Origin of the sequence: Aequoribacter sp. (genome assembly GCF_965659035.1) — a bacterium.
Lineage (GTDB): Bacteria > Pseudomonadota > Gammaproteobacteria > Pseudomonadales > Halieaceae > Aequoribacter.
Map to the genome: position 1 here is coordinate 1 of NZ_CBFHWH010000068.1, position 11,181 is coordinate 11,181.

At 52.8% G+C, this 11,181-nt stretch carries 11 protein-coding genes; 8 read left to right on the plus strand and 3 right to left on the minus strand.

Annotated elements, in window-relative coordinates; genetic code table 11:
* Positions 1 to 239 (minus strand): 23S rRNA (adenine(2030)-N(6))-methyltransferase RlmJ (rlmJ, locus tag ACTF5Z_RS09340; protein WP_438985399.1); only part of this gene is annotated, 239 nt, incomplete at its 3' end.
* Between the two features lie 76 nt (positions 240 to 315).
* On the minus strand, positions 316 to 1,035 hold the full coding sequence (locus tag ACTF5Z_RS09345; protein ID WP_438985400.1) for a pseudouridine synthase: 720 nt from the start codon (positions 1,033 to 1,035) through the stop codon (positions 316 to 318).
* Positions 1,036 to 1,337: 302 nt separating this feature from the next.
* Between ACTF5Z_RS09345 and ACTF5Z_RS09350 the strand changes: the two genes are divergently transcribed.
* Together ACTF5Z_RS09350 and ACTF5Z_RS09355 are read left to right on the plus strand one after the other, a co-directional pair.
* Positions 1,338 to 2,549 (plus strand): MFS transporter, encoded by a 1,212-nt coding sequence (locus tag ACTF5Z_RS09350; RefSeq protein WP_438985401.1) that lies wholly within the window; start codon positions 1,338 to 1,340, stop codon positions 2,547 to 2,549.
* Positions 2,550 to 2,562: 13 nt separating this feature from the next.
* A complete protein-coding gene (locus ACTF5Z_RS09355; RefSeq protein WP_438985402.1) occupies positions 2,563 to 3,336 on the plus strand; it encodes an SDR family NAD(P)-dependent oxidoreductase in 774 nt (257 codons plus the stop codon).
* A gap of 55 nt (positions 3,337 to 3,391) precedes the next feature.
* Here the strand turns inward: ACTF5Z_RS09355 and ACTF5Z_RS09360 are convergent, their stop codons facing one another.
* The gene (locus tag ACTF5Z_RS09360; protein ID WP_438985403.1) at positions 3,392 to 4,567 is read right to left on the minus strand and encodes an acyl-CoA dehydrogenase family protein; all 1,176 of its coding nucleotides are present in this window, start codon (positions 4,565 to 4,567) and stop codon (positions 3,392 to 3,394) included.
* Positions 4,568 to 4,732: 165 nt separating this feature from the next.
* On the opposite strand from ACTF5Z_RS09360, the gene ACTF5Z_RS09365 reads away from it, so the two are divergent.
* From ACTF5Z_RS09365 to ACTF5Z_RS09390, 6 genes are read left to right on the plus strand one after another with little or no spacing between them, the layout of a single operon-like run.
* Complete coding sequence (locus ACTF5Z_RS09365) at positions 4,733 to 5,350, plus strand: TetR/AcrR family transcriptional regulator (protein ID WP_438985404.1); 618 nt, start codon at positions 4,733 to 4,735, stop codon at positions 5,348 to 5,350.
* A complete protein-coding gene (locus tag ACTF5Z_RS09370; protein WP_438985405.1) occupies positions 5,347 to 6,303 on the plus strand; it encodes a bifunctional MaoC family dehydratase N-terminal/OB-fold nucleic acid binding domain-containing protein in 957 nt (318 codons plus the stop codon). Before ACTF5Z_RS09365 ends, ACTF5Z_RS09370 begins: the two co-directional genes overlap by 4 nt.
* 3 nt (positions 6,304 to 6,306) lie before the next feature.
* Positions 6,307 to 7,350, plus strand: coding sequence for an acyl-CoA dehydrogenase family protein (locus ACTF5Z_RS09375; protein WP_438985406.1), 1,044 nt, complete (start codon positions 6,307 to 6,309; stop codon positions 7,348 to 7,350).
* A complete protein-coding gene (locus ACTF5Z_RS09380) occupies positions 7,344 to 7,742 on the plus strand; it encodes a MaoC family dehydratase (RefSeq protein WP_423849763.1) in 399 nt (132 codons plus the stop codon). Before ACTF5Z_RS09375 ends, ACTF5Z_RS09380 begins: the two co-directional genes overlap by 7 nt.
* Positions 7,743 to 7,745: 3 nt before the next feature.
* Positions 7,746 to 8,924 (plus strand): lipid-transfer protein, encoded by a 1,179-nt coding sequence (locus tag ACTF5Z_RS09385; RefSeq protein WP_423849764.1) that lies wholly within the window; start codon positions 7,746 to 7,748, stop codon positions 8,922 to 8,924.
* Positions 8,925 to 8,952: 28 nt separating this feature from the next.
* Positions 8,953 to 11,079 (plus strand): FAD-dependent oxidoreductase, encoded by a 2,127-nt coding sequence (locus ACTF5Z_RS09390; protein WP_438985407.1) that lies wholly within the window; start codon positions 8,953 to 8,955, stop codon positions 11,077 to 11,079.
* The last annotated feature ends 102 nt before the right edge of the window (positions 11,080 to 11,181 follow it).

An 11,181-nucleotide genomic window follows, 5' to 3' on the forward strand; every position in this document is an offset into this window, starting at 1 on the left:
TGGTCGAGCAAAGGATGCTTCGGGTTGCTACCCAGATGACGACCGATGCCTCGTTGCCATTCTGCGGTTTTTTCAGAAAACTCACTGCGCAGCGAGTAGGCTCCTGCACCCGAGTGCGTATCGATGTACTTAAATCCCTTGTCTTTGCTGCGCATGTGATCGAGGAGTGCGAGTAAAACAATGTGTTTTAGTAGATCGGCAATGTTGCCAGCGTGGTAGGCGTGTCGGTAGCTAAGCACAAGTGGCGTCTCTGGGTTGGGGCGATAAGTATAAACCCAAATAAATCGATCAGTACGCTTAATTTGCGCGACGCGCTTACTCGGTGGTTAAGGTGTTATCCCTAAAAAACTCAAAAGTTTGTCGTAGGTGCCGGTTAGGTGGCGCGGTGATTGTGATTCTTGTGGCACCATCATTTAATCGTAGTTGATGTGCGTGTAAGAGTAGTCGCGTCTCTCCAAATTGATCTCTGGCCCAACGATTGTAGGTGCCTTTACCGTAGCGTACGTCACCAATAATGGGGTGATTGATGTGCTTAAGGTGTTGTCGCAATTGGTGACGCCTGCCGGTAAGGGGGCTTAGTTGGAGTAGCGAGAATCGACTCATTTCATAACGATCTATTTTTATATTTATCAGATATTTGCTGATCATTTTGAATGTGGTTTCTGATTCTTTTCTGGGGCTGTCGGGGGCGCTATCGGGGTCGCGTAATGGGTGGTCTATTGTGCCCTCTGAATTGGGCCAGCCTCGCACCAAAGCGAGGTAGTCTTTGTTTACGGCATCGGTATGCCAGGCCTCACTCCAATGGCGTGCGACCTCGGGTGATTTTGCAAAGGCTAAAACACCGGAGGTGGCTTTATCCAGTCGATGCAAAGGGTAGACACGTTGTCCAATATAGTCGCGTACCCACTGCAGAGCAAAGACGGTTTCGTGCGCATCGAGCTTGGTTCGATGCACTAACATGCCGGGTGGTTTGTTAATAGCAACGAGATTGTCATCGCTATAAATGACCTCCGGAATTTCCAAGGTTGGATCCATTTTTTAAGCCTTTGGTGTGTTCTAAAAGCGAATCGAGCCCGTCGATCGCCACCGGATAGTGACGGATTGTCGCAAATAATGAGTATAGCGGCGACGTGTTTTACCCAGCTGGGACCCGCTTTATGTTTGTCACGGTGCAAGCGTATTTGAGTCCCTCCGCGTTCTGAGCCCATTCAGTTTGTCAGTCGGCAAGGTGTAAACCAAATCTGTGGCAGCAATCTTTACTACACACGGCCTATATACCTATGGTTGGTTGTGACATAGCCTTACAGACCTCAAGCAGAGCAATAAGAGAGAGGGTCATGTTTTACGGTTGGATATTAGCGGGTGTTGCTTTTTTACTTCTGATGCTAAGCAACGGCGCAATTATGTACAGTTACAGTGTCGTTGCGGTCCCAATAGGGCTTGAATTCGAAGCCAGTCGCACTGCGATGATGCTGGGTATTACCGTAATGACCTTGTGCGGCGGTATTGTTTCTCCTTGGTTTGGCAGTTTGGTCGATCGTTGGAGCCTAAAAGGCATGATGTTGCTGGGTGCCTTGGGTATGTCGCTGGGTTATGTCGCTCTATCCTTGACCACTGCGACGTGGCAGGTGCCATTAGTCTATGGCGCGTTGATGATGTTGGGCACCAACTTGCTGGGACCTCTAACGACCTCGACGTTGCTGGCTCGCTGGTTCACTAAGAAACGTGGTATGGCGCTGGGTATTGCGGCGGTTGGGACCTCCGTGGGCGGTTTTGTCTTCCCGCCCCTTATTCAGGGTTTAATTGACCAACACGAATGGCGCGTAGCCTTGCGCTACTTAGGTGCGGGTTTGTTTCTTGTAGCAGTCCCGGCGGTACTCTTGGTGGTTAACGCGCCGCAGTTGAGAGGTTTGCACGCAGACGGTGCGCCTATGGATCCGGATTTTGTGCCGCCTGTCGCCGCGCCAGTATCTTTTGGTTTGCTGCTAAAAAATCGTAATTTCATTCTAATCGCGATCGTTATGAGCCTCTTATTCGCAACGTACACCGGCGTCATGAGTAATATGGTGCCCTTTGCTATGGGACGTGGTTTGACGGCGGATGAGGGGGCGTTGTTGATCTCAGCGCTCGCGGTGGCAGGCATTGTGGGTAAGCTAGTGTTCGGAGCCGTTGCCGATAAGATCGACTTGCGCTGGGGTCTGGGTGCTTCCATGGCGCTGGTTATCGCGAGTATGTTGGTTTTTGCCTATTTTCAGGGTCTTACTGCCCTGACAGTAGGGAGCGCGTTGATAGGCTTGGCCGCGGGCGGTATGTTGCCGGTATGGGGTGCTTTGCTAGCTGTGCTATTTGGTGCGGCGAACTACGGCCGCGTGATGGGTATGATGAACCCCCTAATCATGCCTTTGACCCTGGCAGGTGCGCCTTTAGCTGGGTTTATTTTTGATCAGACGGGTGCTTATACCGGCGCGTTTTTAACCTTTGCGGGCGCTTTGTGCTTGGGTATTGCGCTGCTGTTTCTGATAAACATGAGCGATCGCGCCGAAGCCTAATGTTGTGAGGATTATGATGGATTCTAAAGTTGCGATTATCACCGGGGCAGGCGGTGGAATTGGTGAAGGCCTAGCGCGGGCATTTGCACGTGAAGGCTACATCGTAGTGGTGGCAGAAATCGATGAGGCCAGCGGGCAAAGGGTAGCAAACTCTTTGGCATCACTGGGCGGTCAGGGGTTGTTTATACCGACCGATATTGCCGATCTGGTGCAAGTAAAAGCTGTGGTTGACGATACGATCGAGCGATTTGGTCGGGTCGATGTGCTAATAAACAATGCTTACCCAACAGGCAAAGGCATGACTTCGGTGGCGGAGATCGATAGGGAGCGCATGCGTCACTCGATGTCGGCAGGGTTTGATGCAGTGCATGTTGCGATGCAGGCGGTGTATCCGACCATGCGAGCTCAGCGGTTTGGCCGCATAATCAATATGTGTTCGCTAAACGGTGTGAATGCTCACGCTGGTACGGTCGATTATAACTGCGCAAAGGAGGCTGTTCGCGCTCTAACCCGAACTGCGGCGGTGGAGTGGGGCAAGGACGGTATTACCTGCAATGCGGTATGCCCTGGTGCTATGAGTAAGGCGTTTAAGCAGCGTATGGCGGAAATGCCCGAAGTATTCGAGAGTATCACCAAGATGATTCCGATGGGTTACAGCGGTGATCCAGAGGAGGATATTGCGCCTTTAGTGCTATTTTTGGCGAGTGAGGGTGGACGTTATGTGACCGGTAATACCATTCACGTCGATGGTGGCGGTCATATCAATGGTGTGCCCTGGAAGCCATAAGTAACAGGGTTGTAGCTAAAAAAACGCCGCTGTCGCGGCGTTTTTTGTGATTGTCTTAACGAGCGTAGGCGGGCATGCCTAAACCGAAGATGGCCACTAGGTCACGCATAACCTCGACCACGCCGCCGCCAAACGTATTAATTTGGCATTTGCGGTATTCTTCCTCGAGATCACCCCACAACACGGCACCCGTGCTGTCGCGTGTGATTACGCTGCCGGCGCCAATCACCTGCATTAGCAAACGATACACATCAATTAATACTTCTGTGCCGTAAGTCTTCATGGCGGAGCTTAGCGCGACGTCGGGTTCGCCGCTTTCCAGGGACCACACCATGCGCCAATTCATTAAGTGCATGGCCTCGAGTTTAGCAAAGGCCTCGCCGAGCAATCGACGATTGCCGTTGTCGTCGGCAGGGCGCCTGCCATCAGCCTGTATCTCTTTAGCCCAGTCCAGCACTTGGTAGTACATTTTGTAGCCGTAAACCCCAAGTGCCGCTAAGCCGACGCGCTCGTGATTGAGCTGCGAGGTAATCATTGGCCAGCCTTGGTTCACGCCGCCACAAATCATGTCGTCGGGGCAAATCACGTTCTCGTAATACGAGACATTGGTGCGAACACCGCCAACCGTATGGATTGGGCTGTAGCTAAAGCCTGGCTGGTCGGTGTCGACCATCATGATCGAAATACCTTTGTGCGGTCTGCTGGCCTCCGGGTCAGTGCGTGCCGCTAACCAGATGTAATCAGCCGCTTCGGCACTGGAGGTATACACTTTGTTGCCGTTAATGACCCAGTGATCGCCTTGCTGTACCGCTGCGGTTTTCAAATTAGCTAGGTCAGTGCCAGCTTCAGCTTCTGAGTAGCCGATGCAAAAATGCAGGTCGCCTGCTGCGATTTTGGGTAGAAAGAATTCTTTATGGGCCTGGGAGCCGTGCGCCATGATGGCAGGCGCCACCGTGTTAATTGTCACGAAGGGGATGGGGGCCCGCGCTAGCTGCGCTTCCTCGAAAAAAATCATTTGGTCGATAGGGCCTCGGCCTTGGCCGCCATACTCTTTTGGCCAGCCTAGCGCTAACCAGCCATCAGTCCCCATAGTTTTGATGACGTGCTTGTAAGCGTCACCGCCTTCGTTGCCGTGAGTTTCGCGCAATAACTCGGGCGTCATCAGGTTGGTGAAGTAGTCGCGAAGGGTGCGTCGTAATTCTTGTTGCTCCGGTGTGTGTTCTAAGCGCATTGTCAATTACTCCGTCAAATGTGGAATCATTATTATTGTAATTGAATTCAGATTCAATATACTGTCATCAATCAAATCGAGTGACACCACATGACGGTTGCAGCGACAACAAAAACAAAAACGAAGCGCGGCGATTTAGCGCGAGAAAAATTAAAGGCGGCTGCCGTGCGCGTTCTAAATCAGACGGGCTTTCATCAAATGCGCATTAAAGACGTGACCCAAGAAGCAGGCGTGGCCACGGGATTGTTTTATCACTACTTCAAAAACTTAGAAAGTTTAGTTCGTGAAGTCATGAGCGAGCATATCGAGCGCTTTGAGGCCACGGCGGATATCGAACGAGATGTCAGCAAAGGTGCGTGGTTGGAACGCATGCGTTCGCACTATCGCTTGGTGGTCCAGACTTATGCAGAAGAACCCGGGGTCATGCGCTGTGTGCAGCAGTTTGCCGCCGATGATCCAGCGTTCCGTGAACATTGGCGCTCGTCGTACAACCAACGAATGGAGCAACTGGTACAGGCTTTCCCTCGGGTGTTTCCCGAGGTGGATATACCTGCAGACGAAGTTCGTTTGCTGGTGTATGCACTTGGAGGTATCGGGCAGGACTTCTTGCACGAGTATTATGTTGAGCAAAATGCCGACCTCAGATCGAGCGAGTATACCCAAGACCAAATAGCCGATTGGCTGGCAGCGCTATTTTATCGAGGACTGTTTGCCAGCAACCCTGCTCGCGAGTCGCTTTCGCATGCACAAATACTGATGGACATTAAAAGGGGAGGTCTATGAGTTTAGACGCTCAGTTACAAGGGTACTTGAATAAAACAGTGGGGCCATTTAAAGGCTGGGACGCTGTGCAGCCCGGTTTGATTCGCCATTGGTGCGAAGCTATGGGAGACAACAACCCCGTATATCGGTCGCGAGAGGCAGCGCTTGCGGCGGGCTATACTGATGTCATTGCTCCTCCAACCATGTTGCAAGCTTGGGGTATGAAAGGTTACAACGAGCGCTTTCCGGAGGGCTCTGATAACGCAAACCCCTTTGAGGTGCTGGTTTTTTTAGAGGCTCAAGGGTATCCAGCGGTTGTTGCTGTTAACTGCGAGCAGGAGTACGGTGAGCCCTTAGCGATTGGTGATAGCGTGCATTTTTACTCTCGTATCGAGGCGATATCTGAGTTAAAAACCACGGCCCTGGGTGAAGGATATTTCGTGACAGAAGTATCGACCTACAAAAACCAACGCGACGAAGTTGTTGGTGTTATGACCTTTCGCGTCTTCAAATTCAAAGCGCATGAGTCTCAGCAAGCTCGCGCCAGCGACAGCCCTCAAAAGCCTACAGCGATAAAACGTATGCGTCCCGTGCGCAACTACGATACCGCCTTTTTTTGGGAAGGCGTTGATCAAGGCGAGCTGCGCATACAGAAATGTACAGGTTGCCAGACCCTGCGGCATCCGCCTGCGCCCATGTGTCCTGCCTGCCAAAGCTTAGAGTGGGACTATTGCATCGCGTCGGGCAAGGGTCACATCTACAGCTACGTTGTGAATCACTACCCCGAGATCCCGCCTTTTGATTACCCCAACCCTGTGGTTTTGGTCGAACTGGAGGAGGGTACTCGTTTGGTGAGTAATTTGGTGGGCACCAAAGCGCGGGATATCAAAATCGGTACCCGAGTCAGGGCAGAGTTTGTCGAAGTTGAGCCAGGTTTTACGCTGCATCAATTTCGCGTAATGGAACAGGAGTAAATTATGGACTACAGCATTGATGCTGATCATCAAACCATCGTTGATCTTGCCGAGAAAATATTCTCAGACCACGCCGGCGACGCCTACATTACGTCGGGCACACAAGGGGTTGATGCGCAGCTGTGGCAACTTTGCGCTGAAGCCGGTTTTATTGGCTTAGACATGCCCGAAAACCTGGGCGGTTCAGAACTTGGCTTCTCGGCTTTGTGTCGTGTGTTAAAGGCCTTAGGCGCAATTACCGCGCCCATTCCCTTGTTAAACACCGCGGTGGGCGCCTACGCGCTCGCTCATTCAGGGTTTGCGTCGCAGCTTGAGAGTATCGCCAATGGGCATGGACATATTGCGATCTCGTTGAATGAGGGCTTGCGCATCGAAGGGGATAGAATTGTTGGTAGCGTTAATGCCGTTGCCTACGCAGACTCAGCACGGTTTGTTGTGCTTGGTTGCGCGGGTAAAGTGTTGATCGTCGAGCAAGAGCAGTCCGGCGTAACAACTCAAATACAAACGCTGTCGAGCGGTCAACCCGCGGCACTGGTGTTCATTGATATCGCGCTGGAAGATGCGGTGCTCGTCGATGCGATAGCCGACTTGCAGAGTCGATTACAAACGGCTACTGCCTGGCAGTTGTACGGCGTGCTGGAAGAAGCGCTGCGCCGCACAGCGCGATACACATCAGAGCGCAAGCAGTTCGGCAAACCCATTGCGACCTTCCAAGCGGTGGCGCATCGAGCGGCCAATGCTTACATCGATTTAGAGTGTTTAAAAGGCTCGGCCGAGCAAGCATCATGGCTCATCGACGAGCAACGCCCAGCCGAACTGGCTGCCGGCATGGCCTACTGGTGGGCTTGCGAGGCAGCGCATCGTGTGGTGCACAGTACCCAGCACTTACACGGCGGCATGGGGGCCGATCTGACCTATCCCATTCATCGTTTTTTTGTGCGGGCTAAAGAGCTCGAGTTTAGTCTGGGCGGAGCCTCAAAGGTCATCGATATCGTCGGGCAACAGCTGGTCGATCAAGCGCCAGAAACGCGGAGGCTGGTATGCTAATTCACATCGGCGATGAGCTGCCACAGCTCAGCTTAGAAATCACCCCTGGATTGATCGTCGCGGGCGCTATCGCCAGTCGTGATTATCAAAACGTGCACCACGATAAAGACGCGGCACAAGCGCTGGGGTCGCCGGATATTTTCATGAATATTCTCACGACCAATGGCTTAGTCGGTCGCTTTGTGACCGATTGGGCTGGCCCATTAGCGCGCTTGAAAAAAGTCTCGATCCGCTTAGGCGTGCCCAATTATCCCGGCGATACGATGGTGTTGTCTGGTGATGTACTTGCCTGGGATCCAACCTCAGGTGAGTGTCAGGTGAGTGTGAAGGGTAAGAATGGCTTGGGTTACCACGTGACGGGTACCGTCGATTTGGCCTTTCCGCAGGAGTAAGACATGGCACGTGATTTTTTAAGAAATAAAGCCGCTATCGTTGGCTTAGGTGCTACCGAGTTCTCTAAAGATTCAGGACGCACCGAGATCCAGCTCGGCGTCGAGGCCATTATGTCTGCGTTGAACGACGCCGGTATTGACCCTGCCGATGTTGACGGTATGGCCACCTATACCATGGACAATAACCCTGAAATTGAGCTGCATCGTCTTATTGGTGGGCGCGAACTTAAATTCTTCTCACGCGCGCACTATGGCGGTGGTGCGGCGTGCGCGCCCGTCATGCACGCGGCAATGGCTGTGGCAACAGGTGTTGCCGACGTGGTGGTCGTGTATCGGGCGATGAACGAGCGTTCTGGCTTTCGTTTTGGCCAAGGTGGTCTTTTAACGGAAGACCCCAACGCCTTCGAAACCGTCGATTTTGGCTGGTATTTCCCGCATGGGTTAATGACTCCGGCGTCTTGGGTGGCGATGTTTGCGCAACGCTATTTGCACGAGACTGAGGCCAGTAGCGAAGATTTTGGGCGAATCGCGGTCGGTGCTCGAGACTTCGCCAGTACCAATCCTGCGGCGTGGTTTTATCAAAAGCCGTTAACACTAGAAGAGCACCAAGCGGCAAAGTGGGTGGCTGAACCCCTGCGTTTGTTCGACTGCTGCCAAGAAAGCGATGGTGCTGTGGCTATGGTGATCGTGTCGGCTGAACGCGCTAGAGATTTGCAGCAAACGCCGGTCATGATTCGTGGCGCAGCGCAGGGCGCGAAAGATCAACAGCGCATGATGACGTCGTTTTATCGCGATAGCTTGATGGATTTGCCTGAAATGCAGTGCGTCGCTGACGGCCTGTACTCGATGTCTGGCCTGGGTCCTGACGATATTCAGACCGCGGTTTTGTACGATCACTTTACCCCATTTGTATTACCTCAGCTGGAAGCCTTTGGCTTTGCAGAGCGCGGTAAAGCCTGTAATTTTGTCCGCGAGGGACACCATCTACGCGGCGGCAAATTGCCGGTGAATACTCACGGTGGACAAATCGGCGAAGCCTATATTCATGGGTTAAACGGGGTCGCTGAGGGTGTTAGACAGGTGCGCGGCAGCTCCGTCAACCAAGTGGCTGGCGTCGAGCACGTGCTGGTTACTGCGGGTACGGGTGTCCCAACAAGCGGCGTAATTTTGGGTACGCCTTAAACGATAAGTAAAGCGCAAGGGAACACACATGGCACAATCGCACCAACACCTTTTGTCTAATGGCAAGATCGGCTCGATGACCCTTAAAAATCGCATGGTCGTTGCGGCCATGGGGGCCAACTTCGGTGAGCTTGATGGACGCTCTGGTGATCGGGTGCGAGCCTATCACGAGGCGCAGGCCGCGGGTGGGGTTGGTCTTGTCATTTCTGGCGCCTGCGGTGTGGCCTACCCGGTGGGTTGTGTCCAGCCGAATCAAATAGCAATTTCCGACGATAAATATATTCCTGGGCTCAAAGCGGTCGTTGATGCCGTGCATGCCCATGGCAGTAAATTTGCGGTGCAGTTGCATCACGGCGGTCTGATAGCAGCAGAAGATACCAACAATGGCCGTCCGCTTTGGTGTCCGTCAATTCCGGGCCCTATGCAAGGCGACTTCATTGATGGTTTTTTGATGGAGGAACTCGCGGCCTTTGCGGGTGGTGGCATGCCGACGTTTAGGGTGGTCGACCAGGACGATATTAATTTAATTATTCAGCAATTTGCCGATGGCGCTAAACGTGCAATCGCGGCGGGTTGTGATGCCGTCGAGGTACACGGTGGCCACGGTTATATCTTAAGCTCGTTTCTCTCGCCTAAAACCAATCAACGTACGGATCAGTACGGTGGCAGTGATGAAAATCGCGCGCGTTTAATTTGCGAGGTCGTTGCTGCCGTGCGCGAGGCGGTGGGTCCCGACTTTCCGGTTATTGTCAAAATCGACTCGCGCGAGGTGGGTAAAGAGGGCGGAATTACGGTCGAGCACGCCAAAGTCACTGCGCGTTTGATTGAAGCTGCTGGTGCCGATGCCATAACGGTTTCGGCCTACCATGACGGCGGTCAGGGGAAAATGCATTCAGCATCGAATATTCCTCATGAAGAAAACGCGAATGTTGAGGCTGCCAAAGCCATTAAAGCGATAGTGTCCATTCCTGTGATTACCTCCGGTCGGATTGAGCTCGATGTGGGTGATCAAGCGATTGGGCGGGGCGAGTACGATTATTTGATGATGGGTCGTAAGCTCTTGGCCGACCCTGACTTGCCTAACAAATTGGCCGAGGGTCGTATTCAAGATATTCGCCCCTGTGTGTACTGCTATACCTGCGTCAGCGCAATTTACAAAGTCGAATCGATGTTGTGTGCGGTCAACCCTGAGTTAGGGGTCGAGTATCAGCGCTTAGATTTAAAAGCGGCAGGCGGCCAGAAACATGTGGTCATTGTCGGCGGTGGCCCAGGTGGGATGGAGTCGGCGCGGCGTTTGAGTTTAGCTGGGCACCGCGTGACTTTACTGGAAAAAGGTCCGGTGCTTGGCGGAACCCTAAGGTTTGCCGCTTTAGCCTACGAGCCCAACCAACGCTTGCTGCGATGGCTTATTCAAGAGGTGAATCGTTTGCCGATCACTATCAAGCTGAATACCGAAGCGAACAAAGAGACGATTGATGCATTGCAGCCCGACGCGGTCATCAGCGCAGTAGGTGCACGACGGTTTATGCCCGAGCTACCTGGTAATGATTTTGCGCACGTCTATAGCGGTGAAGACATGCGCCGTTTAATGCTGGGAGACTTTGATGCCTCTGTGACACGCAAAACCTCAGCCTTTACGCGCTTACTGGTTGCACTTGGGAACATGACTGGCTTGATTCGCAACTTGGATTTTGTGCGCAAAATCTCACATGCCTGGATGCCATTGGGGAAACGCGTTGTGATAATTGGGGGCGATTTGGTCGGTTTGGAATTGGCGGAGTATCTGCATGATCGCGGCCGCGACGTGACCGTGTTACATGAAGAGCCACGTATGGGTGCAGGCCTAACCTTGGTGCGTCGTTTGCGCTTGTTGGCGGAATTAAAAGAACACGGGGTGACGCTGCATCGTGGGGTGTCCAACGTGGCGATTGATAAGACGCATGTGTCGTTCAACAAAGAAAAGGGTGAAGGCGGTAGCGTAGCGGTAGACACAGTGATTGTGGCGCGCGGTGCCGAGGGTAATCAGAGCATTACCAGCCAGCTCGAAGGCGCCAAGTATCCCGTGTATGAAATTGGCGACAGCACGGGTGTGACTTATATTGAGGGCGCCATACGCGATGCTATGCATGCCGCCGACAAGATTATGGCGGCCTAAACGAGGCTAATAGAAAGGAACCTATGAATAAACTCGACTTAAGTAATCCTAAGGAGCGGACGTTTGCTCGCATACTGGAGCGGCAAGCGGCTGAGGCGGGTT

Excerpts from the sequence above, each read along its gene's own strand:
- ACTF5Z_RS09350 (WP_438985401.1), top strand. The coding sequence starts at position 1,338 with ATGTTTTACGGTTGGATATTAGCGGGTGTTGCTTTTTTACTTCTGATG.
- ACTF5Z_RS09390 (WP_438985407.1), top strand. The coding sequence starts at position 8,953 with ATGGCACAATCGCACCAACACCTTTTGTCTAATGGCAAGATCGGCTCG.
- ACTF5Z_RS09360 (WP_438985403.1), bottom strand. The coding sequence starts at position 4,567 with ATGCGCTTAGAACACACACCGGAGCAACAAGAATTACGACGCACCCTT.
- ACTF5Z_RS09370 (WP_438985405.1), top strand. The coding sequence starts at position 5,347 with ATGAGTTTAGACGCTCAGTTACAAGGGTACTTGAATAAAACAGTGGGG.
- ACTF5Z_RS09355 (WP_438985402.1), top strand. The coding sequence starts at position 2,563 with ATGATGGATTCTAAAGTTGCGATTATCACCGGGGCAGGCGGTGGAATT.
- ACTF5Z_RS09345 (WP_438985400.1), bottom strand. The coding sequence starts at position 1,035 with ATGGATCCAACCTTGGAAATTCCGGAGGTCATTTATAGCGATGACAAT.
- ACTF5Z_RS09375 (WP_438985406.1), top strand. The coding sequence starts at position 6,307 with ATGGACTACAGCATTGATGCTGATCATCAAACCATCGTTGATCTTGCC.
- ACTF5Z_RS09380 (WP_423849763.1), top strand. The coding sequence starts at position 7,344 with ATGCTAATTCACATCGGCGATGAGCTGCCACAGCTCAGCTTAGAAATC.
- ACTF5Z_RS09385 (WP_423849764.1), top strand. The coding sequence starts at position 7,746 with ATGGCACGTGATTTTTTAAGAAATAAAGCCGCTATCGTTGGCTTAGGT.